Source organism: Enterobacter sp. 186315 (assembly GCF_053290175.1).
This window is the reverse complement of the sequence record NZ_JBPTTK010000011.1, coordinates 48598-65408: the sequence shown is the minus strand read 5'-3', so window position 1 is coordinate 65408 and position 16811 is coordinate 48598. Positions and strand designations below refer to the sequence as shown.

Here is a 16811-nt window from a genome sequence, read left to right as displayed (position 1 = left end):
CCCGCCGCAGCAGTTAACCTGCTTTATTGTTCATTTTTATGGCAAATCAATAAGGTATGACCTACCCCGAGATTGTCCAGCCGTTGCTCGACGCGAAAACCGGCCTGCTCCAGGTAGTGATAAAACTTCTCTACGCTGTAGAAACGGCTGTTCCCGTTCGCCATGCAGGTGAAATACAGTGACGTGGCGTTCAGGCTAAAGGCGGCCGCTTCAAATTTCTGGGCATCCCAGAAAAGCTCCATGATGCACAGCCGTGCGCCGGGCTTCATGACCTGCGCAACGCGGGTCAACATGGCGACGATCTGCTCCGGAGAAAAACAGTCCAGGAACTGGCTCATCCACCAGATATCGGCTTCACCCGGCAGGGCCGCGGTGCTAAGCATATCGACTGGATAGAACCCAATGCGATGAGAAAAACCTTCATTTGCGATATTTTTCGTCGCAAGCGCAATTTGTTCTGGCAAATCAAGGAGAGTGACCGCGACATTCTCATTATATCGACAGCAGCGTAGCGCCCACTTCCCCGTATTGCCGCCCACATCGTACAATTTTGTCGGCCCGGTAGCGAATATATGTGGCAGCGCGGCGTCGAATGCCGCGTCGGAATAGTAATGGTCAAAAGCGAACCAGCTCTCTTTTGCTCTTTCAGGCAATTGCGATAAAGCAGGATAAATGGTCGGCCAGTTGCCAAAAACGCGTAATCCGGAAGGCTTTTCTTCTTTAAGGGCATCGGACAGATGGAATAATCCCTGATAACAAACGTCGTGGGTGAAATCCATATTTACGCGGGTCATGGTGTCATGCAGCAGGAAATGTCCCACCTTCGCGAGGTAATAGCGTCCCGCTTTATGGGTCACTATTCGGCCGCTTAATCCCATATCCAGCAGCAGGCTCACGCCATATTCGTTTAGCGTACTGTGTTCGGTAATTTCTTCCAGGTCTGAACCCTGCTTTCCCCGTTTATCAAGCCAGCTCAGCACCCCTGAATTTCGCAGGCAAAGCGCGGTTTGAAACAGCATCGGGGCAAAAGCGATGCGTTGCGCTTCGGTGATGGCATCCAGCGCGCTGAGGGTGTCCTTTTCGTACATTCTTGCAAAACCTGTAGGGGAAGATAACAAGGCAGTCGGGCCGTTTGCGGCCCGACATGTTTACATTACAGCGCGGCACCCGCTGAGAGATTCAGCTGAATATCGTGGTCGAGATTATGCACCCAGCGGTTATAGCTTTTATGAATTTTGCCGTTGCTGGCTTTCAGGTTTTTGCTGCTGTCATAATTAATGGAATAGCCGGTTGCTGAATAAGGAATACGCACCTCAACGGCGTGATCGCGCGCCTGCAAACGGCCTTTAATCATGCCAGGGCCGGCTTCAGACATGATCCAGTCGCGCTTCTGGCCTGCTTTCAGAATGGCGATTTTCACCTGTTCAGCGCTGTGACCGCTGCTGACGGTCGCGTGAATTTGTGCAATGGGGGCAGTGCGCGCGCAGCCTGCCAGCGCAAAGATAACGGCAACAGCCGCGAACCCTTTAATAACCTTTTTCATCAACAACTCCCTATCAATTAAAACAAGTAAACTGAACGCCTCACGATAATATCATCAGCGAGAATGATTACTCGCCGTCCGTATATTTTCTTAGAATATGAATGTATACATTTATTAGCAGTGAAGGCGCGGCATAATATCATGAAAATAAAATTTTCAGCGGGTGGATTTATAATTTATAGCGCGTCTGGTTTATTTCTCTGATTTAATTAAATAAAAAAATTACTTAGCCGTGAAATATTCTACGACGTAAATAATAAAAAGCGCCGCCATAATATATGGCAGCGCTGACGTAAAACGGGATGGAACAGAATTAACCTACGGATAGTAATAGGTTTACTACCCCGGCAATCGGCTTTTGGGTCGCCCTGGCCCCAGCAGAATCGCCAGCTTGCTGCCGCCTTTGGTGGTCTCCATCCAGATCTTACATACGCTGGTGAGCGGCACCGAGAGCAGCATTCCCACCGGACCGAGCAGCCATCCCCAGACCAGCAACGACAGAAACACCACCAGCGTCGACATCCCCAGACGGTGGCCCATCATGCGCGGCTCAAGAATATTGCCGAGCACCATATGCACGACGAGGAACAGCGCCCCCACCAGCATACATTCATAGAACCCGTTAAACAGGAAGGCCTGAATCATCGGCGGAACGGCGGAGAGCACCGCGCCGATATTCGGCACGTAGTTCAGCAGAAACGCCAGCACGCCCCACATCAGCGCAAACTGCACGTCGAGCAGCACCAGCCCCAGCCAGACAATCACTCCGGTCCACAGGCTCAGAAGGGTTTTCAGCGCCAGATACTTGGACACGCCCTTCAGCGCGCGGTGCAGCCCGGCGATGTGAATTTGCGGATTGTTCAGCGCAAAGCGCAGCTTGTAGGGAACGTGGCGAACCTCAAACAGCATAAACACCACCGTCATTACCAGCAGCAAAATGCTGGCCATCGCACCGGAAAGCCCGGTCATCAGCGTGGTGGCGTAGGTCATCACCTTCTCGGAATCCATCCGGCGCAGCATCCGCTCCGGCGAGATGTGCAGGTTAACGAACGGCATCATGCGCTGGAGATCGACAAGCTTGCGCGTCAGCTCTTTATTGTACTGCGGCAGCATGGTCGAGAACTCGCTCAGCGACGCCGCCAGCACGCCGAACAGGGCGGTCAGCACGATCAGCATCACGATGACCACAATGGTAATGGCGACCGGACGTTTCACTCCCCGGCGTAAAAACCAGGTGACGAGCGGGTTGAGCACGATGGCAAAAAAGAGCGCCAGCAGAAGCTGGACGATGATGTCGGCGGCGGCGTGGATGCCTGCGAGGATAACCACCAGACAGGCGAGTTTAAGTAAAATGTGAAGTCCTGCTTTATCAGGCTGACCGGTTGTCATACGAATTCCTTTTTCGGGGGGCCAGATAAGTGTAGTGCGAAGTATCCCCTTCGCCTGGGGGGTTACTCTGAAAGTCGCTGCTGATTTTCTTATCCCGTCGTGGTAATAGTGAAACACTGTTGTAAAAATCCAGGTAAAACCCATGCCCGAACCGGCCGCCGAACCGGCACTCAGCGGATTACGTCTTAATCTGCGCATCGTTTCCGTCGTTATTTTTAACTTCGCCAGCTACCTGACCATTGGCCTGCCGCTCGCCGTTCTGCCGGGCTATGTCCATGACGTGATGGGCTTTAGCGCCTTCTGGGCAGGGCTGGTGATTAGCCTGCAATATTTCGCCACGCTGATGAGCCGCCCGCATTCGGGGCGCTATGCCGATCTCTTCGGGCCAAAAAGCATTGTGGTCGTCGGCCTGTGCGGCTGCTTCCTGAGCGGCCTGAGCTATTTTCTGGCGGCGTCCACCAGCCAGTGGCCGCTCTTAAGCCTCGCGCTGCTGTGTCTGGGGCGCGTGATTTTGGGTATCGGTCAGAGCCTCGCCGGAACCGGCTCTACCCTGTGGGGCGTTGGCGTGGTGGGCGCACCCCATATCGGCAGGGTGATCTCCTGGAACGGCATCGTCACCTACGGCGCGATGGCGATTGGCGCGCCGCTCGGCGTGGTCTGTTACGCCTGGGGCGGGCTGTACGGCCTGGCTATCACCATTATGGTGGTGGCGCTGCTGGCGATTGTGATGGCGCTGCCGCGCCCGAAGGTCAAGGCCAGCAAAGGCAAACCGCTGCCGTTTCGCGCCGTGCTCGGGCGAGTCTGGCCGTACGGCATGGCGCTGGCGCTCGCGTCGGCGGGGTTTGGCGTGATCGCCACCTTTATCACCCTGTTTTATGACGCCAAAGGCTGGGACGGCGCGGCCTTTGCCTTAACCCTCTTTAGCTGCGCCTTTGTCGGCGCGCGGCTGCTGTTCCCGAACGGCATCAACCGCCTCGGCGGGCTGAACGTGGCGATGATCTGCTTTAGCGTGGAGATTGTCGGGCTGCTGCTGACCGGCGTCGCCACCGAACCGTGGATGGCCAAAATTGGCGTCTTCCTCGCGGGCGCGGGCTTCTCGCTGGTCTTCCCGGCGCTGGGAGTGGTGGCGGTGAAGGCCGTGCCGCAGCAAAACCAGGGGTCGGCGCTGGCAACCTATACGGTGTTTATGGATATGTCGCTCGGCATTACCGGGCCGCTGGCCGGGCTGGTGATGGCGTGGGCGGGTGTGCCGGTGATTTATCTTGCGGCGGCGGGGCTGGTGGCGGTGGCGCTGCTGCTGACGTGGCGGCTAAAAAAAAGGCCCCCGGAGCACGCCCCGGAGGCCTCTTCAACATCGTAAGCGTTACTTGATCACGATGGTATTAATGATGTTTTCAGCGGCGGTCTGCGCTTTCTGCTGATCGTCTGCTGGGAGGGTGATCTGCATGGTCAGCAGTTTATTGTCGACCTTGCCCAGCACCACGGAGGAGTAGGCGGTCTGGCCTTTTGCCGAAATAATGCTGTCGAGCTGCTGCATGGTGTGGCCCTTCAGGTCGATGGACTTGTTGGTCACCACCTGCAACTGCGGATCGCGGCTGCGCTGCTGATCTTCAAGACGTTTGGACAGCACGGCCAGATCTTCGCTGGTGTCGTCGCCCACAATCACAATCACCGCTTTCTGCCCGGTTGCGTCGGAGTAAACGTGCATGTTGTTCGCCTGGGTGCCCAGCTTACCGCTCTGATCGGTCATGTCTGCGGGCAGGGCGAAACTCAGTTTGCCATCCAGAAGGGTGACCGGCTGCCCGGTGGCGTTACTTTCTGCTGATGCGGCCTGAGCAGGTGCTTTCGTGTCGCTGTTATCACAGGCGGCAAGACCCACAACCAGCAGGCCAATCCCGACATATTTAACCAGATTGCGCATTGACTTCATCCTTTCGATAAACGGCCATAACGGCTCATCTAAGCATCTTATCACAACTGTTAAAGCGAACCTTTAACCTGCCTGCAATGCGGAGATTTCAGATTTATCTGCCAGCCTTTTCAACAGCATATTCAGCAACACGCCGTACATCGGCAGGAAGAAGACAATGCTGATAAGCACCTTGAAGCAGTAGTCCACCAGTGCGATCTCCATCCAGTGCTGCGCCATAAAGGCGTCCGGACTGCGCCAGAAGGCGATAAAGAAGAAGGCCAGGGTGTCGCTCACGTTACCAAACAGCGTGGAGGCGGTCGGCGCCATCCACCAGCGGTGGTTCTGGCGCAGGCGGTTAAAGACGTGAACGTCGAGGATCTGCCCCAGGGCGTAGGCCATAAAGCTGGCGGCGGCGATACGCGCCACGAACAGGTTGAAGTGCGTCAGCGCCTCAAAGCCCTGCCAGCTTCCCATGTAGAACAGGGAAGAGATGACGTAGGAGATGAACAGCGCCGGGAGCATCACCGCGAAGATTATCCGTCGCGCCAGCGGTGCGCCGAAAATACGCACGGTCAGATCGGTGGCGAGGAAAATAAACGGGAAACTGAACGCGCCCCAGGTGGTATGGAAACCCAACACCGAGATCGGGAGCTGCACCAGATAGTTGCTGGAGGTGATCACCAGCAGATGAAATAGCGATAGCCAGAACAACGCTTTTACGCGCTGCGATTGAGAGAACTGCGTCATATTGTGACCTTTTTATAAGTTGGGGTGAGGGAACCCAATAAAACGGCTGCATCATACTGCTTTCATTATGCTTTGCAATGGCTAATTTTCGCGCAATCGTTAACCTGGTTTGCAATGCCCTGCGCGCGGCGTAAACTACAGCCGTTTTAATTTCATCGAGAAGAAAATGACCGACCTGTTTTCCAGCCCAGACCACACCCTTGATGCCCAGGGCCTCCGCTGCCCGGAGCCGGTGATGATGGTGCGCAAAACCGTGCGTAACATGCAGACCGGCGAAACGCTGCTCATCATCGCCGACGATCCGGCGACCACCCGCGATATTCCCGGATTTTGTACCTTTATGGAGCACGAGCTGGTGGCGCAGGCCACGGACGCGCTGCCGTATCAGTATTTAATTCGTAAGGGGTGAGTGCGGCCTGACGCCCTCACCCCGGCCCTCTCCCACTGGGAGAGGGAGATAACCGATCCCATCACAGTTTCAAACCATCGTTTCAAAAATTCGCGTTTTTTGTGAGGCGCTTCACCCTCGCTTTTCCAGCCGTAGTCTAGTTTTTAAGCGTACAAAAATAAAACACCGTTTTAACGCTTACCTCACTACCCTGGAGTTGACTCGATGAAAACGACCCTCAAGCCGTTACTGGCCGCTCTGTGTCTGTCTGCTTTCGCCTGCACCGTTTCTGCGCAAACCATTAAAGCTGCCGATGTGCATCCTGAAGGCTACCCGAACGTGGTGGCGGTGCAGCACATGGGTGAAAAGCTCAAACAACAAACCGACGGCAAGCTGGAGATCAAGGTCTTCCCCGGCGGCGTGCTCGGTGACGAAAAGCAGATGATCGAGCAGGCCCAGATGGGCGCGATCGACATGATCCGCGTTTCCATGGCGCCCGTCGCGGCAATCCTGCCAGATATCGAAGTCTTCACGCTGCCGTACGTCTTCCGCGATGAAGACCACATGCATAAGGTGATCGACGGCGACATCGGCAAGCAGATCGGCGACAAGCTCACCGCCAACCCGAAATCGAAGCTGGTGTTCCTCGGCTGGATGGACTCCGGCACGCGCAACCTGATCACCAAAGAACCTATCGTTAAGCCAGACGATCTCAAGGGCAAAAAAATCCGCGTGCAGGGTAGCCCGGTGGCGCTCGCCACGCTGAAGGACATGGGCGCCAACTCGGTGGCGATGGGCGTCAGCGAGGTCTACAGCGGGATGCAGACCGGCGTAATTGACGGCGCGGAGAACAATCCGCCGACCTTTATCGCCCACAACTACATGCCGGTCGCCAAAAACTACACCCTGAGCGGCCACTTCATCACCCCGGAAATGCTGCTCTACTCGAAAGTGAAATGGGACAAGCTGAGCGCGGACGAGCAGCAGAAAGTGCTGACCCTGGCGCGCGAAGCGCAGTTTGAGCAGCGCAAGCTGTGGAATGCCTACAACGCTGACGCGCTGGAGAAGATGAAAGCGGGTGGCGTGCAGTTCCACGAGATCGACAAAACGGTGTTTATCAAAGCCACAGAGCCGGTGCGCGCGCAGTATGGCGACAAGCATCAGGATCTGATGAAAGCCATCGCTGACGTCCAGTAAGCCGGAGTACGTATGTCCGAACTCTACCTGAAGTGGATGGACCGCCTGTACCTGCTCGCCATGACCGTGGCGGGCTTCTCGCTGCTGCTGATGACCATCGTGATCCCGATTGGCATCTTCTCGCGCTACGTGCTCAACCGCGGGGAATCCTGGCCGGAGCCGATCGCCATTATCTGCATGGTGACCTTTACCTTTATCGGCGCGGCGGTGGGGTACCGTGCCGGGTCGCATATCGCGGTCAACATGCTTACCGACCGGCTGCCGGACATGCTCAAAACCCTGTGCGCCCGGGTGGTGGATCTGCTGATGCTGCTGATTTCGCTGATCATGTTCTGGTACAGCTTCTGGCTGTGCGCCGATCTCTGGGAGCAGCCGGTGGCGGAGTTCCCGATCCTGACCTCCGGCGAGAGCTATCTGCCGCTGCCGGTCGGATCGGCGATCCTGATCCTGTTTGTTATCGAACGTCTGCTGTTTGGCTCGCAGGAAAATCGTCCTGTTGTGCTCATCGGCAACCACGGTTAAGGGGTGAACAATGGATGCGTTTATTTTGTTATTCACCCTCGCCATTTTGCTGGCGCTGGGAATGCCGGTCGCCTTCGCCGTCGGCCTGAGCGCCGTCGCCGGGGCGCTGTGGATCGATTTGCCGCTGGAGGCGCTGATGATCCAGATCACCAGCGGGGTGAACAAATTTACCCTGCTGGCGATCCCGTTCTTTATCCTCGCCGGGGCGATCATGGCTGAAGGGGGCATCGCCCGCCGGCTGGTGAACTTTGCCTATATTTTTGTCGGCTTTATTCGCGGCGGCCTGTCGCTGGTGAACATCGTGGCCTCGACCTTTTTCGGCGCGATTTCCGGCTCGTCGGTGGCGGATACGGCCTCGATCGGCAGCGTGATGATCCCGGAGATGGAGAAGAAGGGCTATCCGCGCGAATACGCGGCGGCGGTGACCGCGAGCGGATCGGTGCAGGCGATTTTGATCCCGCCGAGCCACAACTCGGTGATTTACTCGCTGGCGGCGGGGGGCACGGTCTCTATCGCCACGCTGTTTATCGCGGGGATCCTGCCGGGGCTGCTGCTGGGCATGGGGCTGATGGTGCTGTGCTTATGCTTTGCGCATAAGCGCGGCTACCCGAAAGGGGAAAAAATTCCGTTTAAGCAGGCGCTGAAAACCATGCTGGACGCGCTGTGGGGGCTGATGACGGTGGTGATTATCCTCGGCGGGATTTTGTCCGGGATCTTTACCGCAACCGAATCCGCCGCCGTGGCCTGCCTGTGGGCGTTCTTCGTCACCATGTTTATCTACCGCGACTACAAGTGGAGCGAGCTGCCGAAGCTGATGTGCCGGACGGTGAAAACGGTCACCATTGTCATGATACTGATTGGCTTTGCGGCGGCGTTTGGCGCGGTGATGACCTATATGCAGCTTCCGTCACGCATCACCGAGTTCTTCACCTCGCTCTCGGATAACAAGTACGTGATCCTGATGTACCTCAACGTCATGCTGCTGCTGATCGGCACGCTGATGGACATGGCACCGATCATACTGATCCTGACGCCGGTGCTGCTGCCGGTGACCAACTCGCTGGGGATCGACCCGGTGCATTTCGGGATGATCATGATGGTGAATCTGGGGATCGGGCTGATCACGCCGCCGGTGGGATCGGTGCTGTTCGTGGCAAGCGCGGTGAGCAAGCAGAAGATCGAACACGTGGTGCGGGCGATGCTGCCGTTTTACGGCATGCTGCTGCTGATACTGGGGATGGTGACGTACATTCCGGCGATATCGCTGTGGCTGCCGGGGGTGTTAGGGATGCAGTGAGGCGTTGGGTTTTCTCCCTCTCCCTGTGGGAGAGGGCCGGGGTGAGGGCATCAGGCCGCACCCCCACTTTTTAGTTCTTACGCAACAATCGCAACGCGTTCGCGGTCACCAGCACCGTTGCCCCGGTATCCGCCAGCACCGCCAGCCACAGCCCGGTGATGCCAAGCAGCGTCGTCACCAGGAAAATGCCCTTCAGACCCAGCGCAATACCAATGTTCTGCCGGATATTGGCGCGGGTCGCGCGTGCCAGGCCAATCATCTGCGCCAGCCCGGTCAGGCGGTTGTGCGTCAGCGCCGCATCGGCGGTTTCCAGCGCCACGTCCGTGCCGCTGCCCATCGCAATCCCGATGGTGGACGCCTTCATCGCCGGGGCATCGTTAATGCCGTCGCCGACCATCGCCAGCGGCGCACGGGCGTTCAGCTCCGTCACCGCGCTGACCTTGTCCGCAGGCAGCAGCCCGGCCCGGAACTCCAGCCCCAGCTCGCCCGCAATCGCCGCCGCCGCGCGCGGATTGTCCCCGGTCAGAATAACGCCCTGAACGCCGAGTTCATGCAGCGCGGCGACCGCCTCTTTCGCATCCTCGCGCAGCGTATCGCGCAGGGCCAGCACGCCCTTCGCCACGCCGTCCTGCATCACGCTCACCACCGTCTGTCCGGCCTGCTCCAGCGCATGAACCTGTGCGGCAGGGGAGTGACCCGCCGCGACAATCACGACCTTCGTCCCCTCGACGACGGCCTCGATCCCGGAGCCAACCAGCGCACGCTGTGCGCTTGCCGCCGGGATCGTTAATCCCCGCGACTGCGCTTCACGCACAATCGCCTGCGCCAGCGGGTGCGTCGAGCCTTGCTCTACCGCCGCGGCCAGCGCCAGCAGCGCGTCTTCGCTCATATCCTGCGGATAAATTCCGGTCACCTGCGGTTTACCCACGGTCAGCGTCCCGGTTTTATCGAACGCGACCTGCTGAACCTGGCTCAGCTGCTCCAGCGCGGCACCGCCTTTAATCAGCGCCCCGCGACGGGCGGCGGCGGCAAGGCCAGAGGTAATGGCCGCAGGCGTTGAAATCACCAGCGCACACGGGCAGCCAATCAGCAGCAGCGTCAGCCCCTTGTAGATCCACCCCTCCCACGGCGCGCCAAACAGCAGCGGCGGAACGAGGGCCACCAGCAGCGCCACCAGCATAATGGCGGGCGTGTAGATACGGCTGAAGCGGTCGATAAAACGCTCGACGGGCGCGCGGCGCTCTTCGGCTTCTTCAATAAGCTTCAGAATGCGGTCAATGGCGCTATCGCCCGGCTCGGAGAGCACCGTCAGCTGCACCAGACGGTCAACGCTGGTGGCGCCCGCAGGCACTTTTTCACCCGCCGCGCGCTCGACCGGAATCGACTCCCCGGTCAGGGCGCTTTCGTCGAAGCTGGCCGTGATGGAGATAAGCATCCCGTCGGCAGGCAGACGCCCGCCCGCGGAGACCTCAATCACATGCCCCGGGCGCAGGGCGCTGATGGCCACGGTCTTACGTTCGCCGTTCACCACCTGCGTGGCGGTTTCAGGCTTGAGCGCCATCAGCGCGCTAACGCCCTTACGCGCGCGGCTTGCGGCCCAGCCCTCAAGGCGCTCGCCAATCAGGAACAGCAGCAGCACCATCGCCGCCTCCGCCGTCGCGCCGATAAACAGCGCGCCAATGGCGGCCACGCTCATTAGGGTTTCAATGGCGAACCAGCTTCCGCTTTTCATCAGCTGCAGGGCCTGACGCGCAATCGGGAACAGCCCGACCAGCGTGGTGGCGATAAAGGCCAGATTGCCGAGAGGATGGTTGAACTGCTCCAGCCCCCAGCTAATCGCCATCATCACAATAAGCGCGATCAGGGGCAGGTTTTCTTTAAGAGGTGAGGATGTTTGCGCAGGCGCCGCTTCGCTTCGCAGGGAATAGCCCGCCTTGCTGACGGCGGTTTCAACCTGTTTACTGATGTCGGTTTCGGCGCTGACCAGCAGTTTTTCCGTGGCGAACAGCACCTGAACGTGGCTCACGCCCGGCACCTGTTTGACCGCGTTTTCCACCTTGCGGGCGCAGGCGGCGCAGTCCATGCCGTTAACCACCCAGCTATAGCGAGTGCCGCTTTCGGGCAGCGGTTGAGTTTGCGTTTCGCACGCGCCTTCGCAGCAGCAGGCGTCTTTTGCAGGCTCGGGAGTGAGTTTAAGTGCCGAAAATTGCGGCACTTTTTTGCTTGTCTCTGGCGTCGACATGGTAGTCTCCGGTAATGATAATTTTCTCATTAGCCGCAGCATACACTCTGGAGTCGACTCCAGAGTCAAGCGTTATTTAGATGTACAGGGAACGCACAATCAGGAAGTGTCCGGCGAAGTAGCAGGCCGCCGCAATGGCGTTATCTGCCCGGAAACGGCGGCGATAATGGCTGCCCAGCCAGACAATATTGCCGATCAGCAGCAGCGCGGCGCCGAAGAAGGCGGACATCGCCGTCGACGTTGGGCGGAAGAACCACAGTTCGCCCGCCAGCCACACCATCACCAGCGTCATGGCGATAAAGGTACAGATGGGCCAGCGCATCTCTTCAAGCCGCGTCCAGATCACCGCGATCAGCAGCGCGCCAATCGCCAGCAGCACCAGCGGCAATGGCCAGAAGAAAGAGAGCGTCATCTGGCTGGCAAAATATAGGGTATAAAGCAGGTGCGACAGGAAGAAGGCACCCACGGCGTAGAGCAACCGCTGGCGCGGAAGCAGGGTTAAGGCATCACCAATCAGCGACGCGCACAGGCCCGCGAGCACCAGATAGCTGATGGCGTTAAACATCGGTGCCTGCCAGGCGAGCAGAAGCAGGAGAAGCAGTGTGACGGGTTTAAATAACCAGCGCTGCCACGCAGGCCCGCGATAAGATGCATCGACGAAGAGCCACGCGGACAAACAGACAGCGATAAATGACCAAAGCATATTAACTCCCTGTATCTGTTAAGACTGAATAATCAGTTTCTGATTCAGTGTAGTGACGCGGGCGGGCGTTTGGCAATGACGGATAAGGCAAGGTATCCTGAATTCCGCATAATCTGATGGGATTTAAGAATGAGCAAGATGCCGCTTTTTTTCATTGTGGTGGTGGCGATTATTGTTATCGCCGCGTCGTTTCGTTTTGTTCAGCAGCGCCGGGAAAAGGCCGACAACGACGCCGCGCCGCTGCTCCAGAAACAGGTCGTGGTGACCAACAAACGTGAGAAAGCGCTCAACGACCGCCGTTCGCGCCAGCAGCAGGTAACGCCCGCGGGCACCGTGATGCGCTATGAGGCGAGCTTCCGACCACAGGGCGGCGGGCTGGAGATGACGTTCCGCCTGGAGGCGCAGCAGTATCATCAGCTGACCGTGGGGGAGAAAGGGACGCTAAGCTACAAAGGGACGCGGTTTGAAGGATTCAGGGCGGAGCAGTAACGCCGGGCGGCACTGCGTTTGCCCGGCCTACGGGGTTTTGTAGGCCCGGTAAGCGAAAGCGCCACCGGGCGATAGCGCGCACCTTACTTGTTCGCCTGCGCCTTAAACTTCTTCATCCATACCAGCAGTTCAAACACGCCGAAAATAAACACCCGCAGCTGCTGCCAGCCTGTCATCTGCGGGCCGTCCTTCGGCAGGCCGTTTTTCAGCATCACCATCTGCAACGCGTGCATAAACGAGGTAAAAATCAGCGCCACGTTGACGAAAATATTCATCGGGCGCGGGAACGGGTGGACCAGGTTCAGCAGCAGAAACGCCCAGACGCCCAGCATCAGTAAACGGCCCAGATTAATCAGTACCGGCATCGGATTCTCCTTGTGCGTGTCGGTGATACAGACGATAGGCCACCTGGCCTGCCACCTTTTCTCGGTGCAAATCCCAGTGCGCAGGCACGGGCGGTAAACCGTTTTCGACTTCGCTTTCTACGTAAATTTGCGCGCCATCCGCCAGCCAGCCGTTATTTTCCAGCAGCGCCAGAGTCTCTTCCAGCAGCCCCTTACGAAACGGCGGATCGACAAACACCACGTCGTGCGCCGTGCCCGGCTGCGCCAGAAACGCGAGGCTGTTGGTGTTCACCACTTTCGCGTTCGTCGCTTTCAGGGTAGCCAGATTCTGCTGAAGCTGCTGGGACACGCTGCGATCCATCTCCAGCAGGGTAGCGCTGGCGGCGTAGCGGGAAAGGGCTTCCAGACCTAAAGCTCCGCTTCCGGCGAAGCAGTCCAGGCAACGGGCATCTACCATAGAAGGGGCGAGCCAGTTAAACAGCGTTTCTCTTACGCGGTCGGTCGTTGGGCGCAAGCCGGGGCTATCCGGCACCGGCAATTTCCGGCCTCGCCACTGGCCGCCGATAATACGAATTTGTCCGGCCTGGCGGTTGGTTTTTTTCATTTCAGGAAAGCTCTGTTAACAATTGGCCTGCGATTGCGGGCGGTGATGTCAATTAAGTAAAGTGTTAGACTATTTCATCATTTTTTTAGCTTCCATGTATATAGCGCCGCGAGGAGTGTAGTCGCAGATGGCAAAACAAAAAAAACGTGGCTTCTTTTCCTGGCTGGGCTTCGGTGAAAAAGAGCAAGAAACAGAACAGAAAACCGAAGAGCAACAGGCCGTTGAGGAGCAAACGCCACCTGAAACGCCTGTTGAAACCGCCGCGAGTGTAGAGGCAGAAGAACCCGTCCACAGCAAAGAAGAGATTGAATCCTTTGCTGAAGAGGTGGTTGAGGTCACCGAGCAGGTTCAGGAGAGCGAAAAGCCAGAACCCGTTGTGATTGAACCCGTTACCGAAGCGCCGCAGGCGGTGATTGAACACGAAGCGCTGCCGCTGCCGGAAGAGGTGAAGGTCGAAGAGGTCTCTGCCGAAGAGTGGCAGGCTGAAGCGGAAACCGTGGAAATTGTTGAAGCGGTAGAAGAAGAGGCGGAACGCGAGCCGGAACTCACCGACGAGGAGCTTGAAGCGCAGGCGCTGGCGGCAGAGGCCGCTGAAGAGGCGGCGATCGTGGTGCCGGTTGCGGAAGAAGACGAGCCGGTTGAAGAGATTGCCCAGGAGCAGGAAAAGCCGACCAAAGAGGGCTTCTTCGCGCGCCTGAAACGCAGCCTGCTTAAAACCAAAGAGAACTTAGGTTCCGGATTTATCAGTCTGTTCCGCGGCAAGAAGATCGACGATGATCTCTTTGAAGAGCTGGAGGAGCAGCTGCTGATTGCCGACGTTGGCGTTGAAACGACCCGTAAAATCATCACCAGCCTGACCGAAGGGGCGAGCCGCAAACAGCTGCGCGACGCCGAAGCGCTGTACGGTTTGCTGAAAGATGAGATGGGCGAAATTCTCGCAAAAGTTGACGAACCGCTTAATATTGAAGGCAAAACGCCATTTGTTATTCTGATGGTTGGCGTGAACGGCGTGGGTAAAACCACCACTATCGGCAAGCTGGCGCGTCAGTTCGAGCAGCAGGGCAAATCGGTGATGCTGGCGGCGGGTGACACCTTCCGTGCGGCGGCGGTTGAGCAGTTGCAGGTCTGGGGCCAGCGCAACGACATCCCGGTGATTGCGCAGCATACCGGCGCGGATTCCGCCTCGGTTATCTTTGACGCTATCCAGGCGGCCAAAGCGCGTAACGTGGATGTGCTGATTGCCGATACCGCAGGGCGTTTGCAGAACAAATCGCACCTGATGGAAGAATTGAAGAAAATCGTCCGCGTGATGAAGAAGCTGGACGAAGACGCACCGCATGAAATTATGCTGACTATCGATGCCAGCACCGGGCAGAACGCCATTAGCCAGGCGAAGCTGTTCCATGAAGCGGTAGGACTGACCGGGATCACGCTGACCAAGCTGGACGGCACCGCCAAAGGCGGGGTGATCTTCTCCGTGGCCGACCAGTTCGGCATTCCTATCCGTTATATCGGTGTGGGCGAGCGTATTGAGGATTTACGTCCGTTTAAATCGGACGACTTTATTGAGGCACTTTTTGCCCGAGAGGATTAACAATGATTCGCTTTGAACACGTCAGCAAGGCCTATCTCGGTGGGAGACAAGCGCTGCAAGGGGTAACGTTCCACTTGCAGCCAGGCGAGATGGCATTCCTGACCGGCCATTCCGGCGCGGGGAAAAGTACCCTGCTCAAGCTTATCTGTGGGATCGAACGGCCAAGCGCCGGGAAAATCTTCTTCAGCGGCCACGACATCAGCCGTCTGAAAAACCGTGAGGTGCCGTTCCTGCGTCGCCAGATCGGCATGATTTTCCAGGATCACCATTTGCTGATGGATCGCACCGTCTTCGATAACGTGGCGATCCCGCTGATTATCGCCGGTGCCAGCTATGATGACATTCGCCGCCGCGTATCGGCGGCGCTGGATAAGGTCGGGCTGCTGGACAAAGCGAAGAACTTCCCGATCCAGCTTTCCGGCGGTGAACAGCAGCGCGTGGGCATTGCCCGTGCGGTGGTGAACAAACCCGCCGTTCTGCTGGCGGATGAACCTACCGGTAACCTCGACGATGCCCTGTCCGAAGGGATTTTGCGTCTGTTTGAGGAGTTCAACCGCGTAGGGGTAACGGTATTGATGGCAACGCACGACATGGGGCTTATCTCCCGTCGTTCATACCGTATGCTGACGCTGAGCGACGGTCATTTGCACGGAGGCCTGGGTGAATAAGCGTGACGCAATGAATCAAATCCGGCAGTTCGGAAACCGTTTTGACCGTTTCCGTAAACCGCAGGGTGGCGGCGGTGATAACCGCAATACGCCGAAGCGCGCGAAGGCGGCGCCTAAACCGAATTCGCGTAAAACCAACGTTTTCAACGAGCAGGTGCGCTACGCCTTCCACGGCGCGTTGCAGGATCTGAAAAGCAAACCGCTGGCGACCTTCCTGACGGTGATGGTGATCGCCATCTCCCTCACGCTGCCGAGCGTGTGCTACATGGTCTATAAGAACGTAAACCAGGCGGCTTCGCAGTACTATCCTTCGCCGCAAATCACCGTCTATCTCGACAAAGCGCTCGACGATGACGCCGCCGCGCAGGTGGTGGGGCAGCTTCAGGCCGAGCAGGGGGTCGATAAGGTTAACTATCTCTCCCGTGAAGAGGCGCTGGGCGAGTTCCGCAACTGGTCAGGCTTTGGCGGTGCGCTGGATATGCTGGAAGAGAACCCGCTGCCTGCGGTGGCGGTGGTCAATCCGAAGCTCGATTTCCAGGGCACCGAAGCGCTCAACACGCTGCGTGACCGCATTACCCGCATCAAAGGCATCGATGAAGTGCGCATGGACGACAGCTGGTTTGCGCGTCTGGCGGCGCTGACCGGGCTGGTAGGGCGCGTGTCGGCAATGATCGGCGTGTTGATGGTGGCGGCGGTGTTCCTCGTCATCGGTAACAGCGTGCGCCTGAGCATCTTTGCCCGTCGCGATACCATTAACGTGCAAAAACTGATTGGTGCGACGGATGGATTTATCCTCCGCCCGTTCCTTTACGGCGGCGCGTTATTAGGTTTTTCTGGTGCATTTCTTTCATTGATATTGTCAGAAATTTTGGTGCTGCGGCTCTCGTCTGCCGTCACCGAAGTGGCGCAGGTTTTCGGCACGCGATTTGATATCAGTGGCTTAGGCTTCGATGAGTGCCTGTTACTGCTGCTGGTCTGCTCGATGATTGGGTGGATCGCCGCGTGGCTGGCGACGGTGCAACATTTACGTCACTTTACTCCCGAATAATAAAAGCGTGGTATAATCTTTCCCTGCACCGAGCTGTTCGCTTGCAGGGAAAGAGTCCCTGTTTTCTCTTCCCCCGCACTATCATCTCCATGTCACATTTTGTGCGTAATTTATTCACGCGTTG

At 57.6% G+C, this 16811-nt stretch carries 18 protein-coding genes; 9 read left to right on the top strand and 9 right to left on the bottom strand.

Going from position 1 to position 16811, the window contains the following annotated elements:
* Positions 1-23: 23 nt before the first annotated feature.
* From ACSVHP_RS14100 to ACSVHP_RS14090, 3 genes are all read right to left on the bottom strand, one after another.
* The gene (locus ACSVHP_RS14100; protein WP_234675321.1) at positions 24-1088 is read right to left on the bottom strand and encodes a class I SAM-dependent methyltransferase; all 1065 of its coding nucleotides are present in this window, start codon (positions 1086-1088) and stop codon (positions 24-26) included.
* 65 nt (positions 1089-1153) lie between these two features.
* Positions 1154-1543: a hypothetical protein gene (locus ACSVHP_RS14095; protein ID WP_447552208.1), complete on the bottom strand. Its 390-nt coding sequence runs from the start codon at positions 1541-1543 to the stop codon at positions 1154-1156.
* A gap of 339 nt (positions 1544-1882) precedes the next feature.
* The gene (locus tag ACSVHP_RS14090; protein WP_234675323.1) at positions 1883-2932 is read right to left on the bottom strand and encodes an AI-2E family transporter; all 1050 of its coding nucleotides are present in this window, start codon (positions 2930-2932) and stop codon (positions 1883-1885) included.
* A gap of 142 nt (positions 2933-3074) precedes the next feature.
* On the opposite strand from ACSVHP_RS14090, the gene ACSVHP_RS14085 reads away from it, so the two are divergent.
* On the top strand, positions 3075-4292 hold the full coding sequence (locus ACSVHP_RS14085; protein ID WP_447552207.1) for an MFS transporter: 1218 nt from the start codon (positions 3075-3077) through the stop codon (positions 4290-4292).
* A gap of 3 nt (positions 4293-4295) precedes the next feature.
* Here the strand turns inward: ACSVHP_RS14085 and ACSVHP_RS14080 are convergent, their stop codons facing one another.
* Together ACSVHP_RS14080 and ACSVHP_RS14075 are read right to left on the bottom strand one after the other, a co-directional pair.
* Complete coding sequence (locus ACSVHP_RS14080; RefSeq protein WP_234675325.1) at positions 4296-4853, bottom strand: DcrB family lipoprotein; 558 nt, start codon at positions 4851-4853, stop codon at positions 4296-4298.
* A 72-nt stretch (positions 4854-4925) separates the two neighbouring features.
* Positions 4926-5591, bottom strand: a complete 666-nt coding sequence (locus ACSVHP_RS14075; protein WP_234675326.1) for a 7-cyano-7-deazaguanine/7-aminomethyl-7-deazaguanine transporter — start codon at positions 5589-5591, stop codon at positions 4926-4928.
* A gap of 166 nt (positions 5592-5757) precedes the next feature.
* On the opposite strand from ACSVHP_RS14075, the gene tusA reads away from it, so the two are divergent.
* From tusA to ACSVHP_RS14055, 4 genes are all read left to right on the top strand, one after another.
* Entirely contained in the window at positions 5758-6000 is a 243-nt protein-coding gene (gene tusA / locus ACSVHP_RS14070; protein WP_234675327.1) for a sulfurtransferase TusA, read from the top strand.
* Positions 6001-6204: 204 nt separating this feature from the next.
* Positions 6205-7176 carry a TRAP transporter substrate-binding protein gene (locus ACSVHP_RS14065; RefSeq protein WP_234675328.1) on the top strand — a complete coding sequence of 324 codons (972 nt, stop codon included), beginning with the start codon at positions 6205-6207 and terminating at the stop codon, positions 7174-7176.
* 12 nt (positions 7177-7188) lie between these two features.
* The gene (locus ACSVHP_RS14060; protein ID WP_234675329.1) at positions 7189-7698 is read left to right on the top strand and encodes a TRAP transporter small permease; all 510 of its coding nucleotides are present in this window, start codon (positions 7189-7191) and stop codon (positions 7696-7698) included.
* A gap of 10 nt (positions 7699-7708) precedes the next feature.
* Positions 7709-8995, top strand: a complete 1287-nt coding sequence (locus ACSVHP_RS14055; protein ID WP_447552206.1) for a TRAP transporter large permease — start codon at positions 7709-7711, stop codon at positions 8993-8995.
* A gap of 70 nt (positions 8996-9065) precedes the next feature.
* Here ACSVHP_RS14055 and zntA read toward each other — a convergent pair whose 3' ends face one another.
* Positions 9066-11237, bottom strand: a complete 2172-nt coding sequence (gene zntA / locus ACSVHP_RS14050) for a Zn(II)/Cd(II)/Pb(II) translocating P-type ATPase ZntA (RefSeq protein ID WP_447552205.1) — start codon at positions 11235-11237, stop codon at positions 9066-9068.
* A 76-nt stretch (positions 11238-11313) separates the two neighbouring features.
* On the bottom strand, positions 11314-11940 hold the full coding sequence (locus ACSVHP_RS14045) for a lysoplasmalogenase (RefSeq protein ID WP_234675745.1): 627 nt from the start codon (positions 11938-11940) through the stop codon (positions 11314-11316).
* Positions 11941-12069: 129 nt separating this feature from the next.
* Between ACSVHP_RS14045 and ACSVHP_RS14040 the strand changes: the two genes are divergently transcribed.
* Positions 12070-12429 (top strand): DUF2500 domain-containing protein, encoded by a 360-nt coding sequence (locus tag ACSVHP_RS14040; RefSeq protein ID WP_447552204.1) that lies wholly within the window; start codon positions 12070-12072, stop codon positions 12427-12429.
* Positions 12430-12512: 83 nt separating this feature from the next.
* Here ACSVHP_RS14040 and ACSVHP_RS14035 read toward each other — a convergent pair whose 3' ends face one another.
* The gene (locus ACSVHP_RS14035) at positions 12513-12794 is read right to left on the bottom strand and encodes a DUF1145 family protein (RefSeq protein ID WP_417314039.1); all 282 of its coding nucleotides are present in this window, start codon (positions 12792-12794) and stop codon (positions 12513-12515) included.
* The gene (gene rsmD / locus ACSVHP_RS14030) at positions 12778-13377 is read right to left on the bottom strand and encodes a 16S rRNA (guanine(966)-N(2))-methyltransferase (protein ID WP_447552203.1); all 600 of its coding nucleotides are present in this window, start codon (positions 13375-13377) and stop codon (positions 12778-12780) included. Before rsmD ends, ACSVHP_RS14035 begins: the two co-directional genes overlap by 17 nt.
* A gap of 127 nt (positions 13378-13504) precedes the next feature.
* Between rsmD and ftsY the strand changes: the two genes are divergently transcribed.
* The 3 genes from ftsY to ftsX are packed head-to-tail and all read left to right on the top strand — an operon-like array spanning position 13505 to position 16687.
* Positions 13505-14971, top strand: coding sequence for a signal recognition particle-docking protein FtsY (gene ftsY / locus ACSVHP_RS14025; protein ID WP_447552202.1), 1467 nt, complete (start codon positions 13505-13507; stop codon positions 14969-14971).
* 2 nt (positions 14972-14973) lie between these two features.
* On the top strand, positions 14974-15639 hold the full coding sequence (gene ftsE, locus ACSVHP_RS14020) for a cell division ATP-binding protein FtsE (protein WP_234675737.1): 666 nt from the start codon (positions 14974-14976) through the stop codon (positions 15637-15639).
* Entirely contained in the window at positions 15632-16687 is a 1056-nt protein-coding gene (gene ftsX, locus ACSVHP_RS14015) for a permease-like cell division protein FtsX (RefSeq protein WP_417313866.1), read from the top strand. Before ftsE ends, ftsX begins: the two co-directional genes overlap by 8 nt.
* Positions 16688-16811 lie beyond the last annotated feature (124 nt).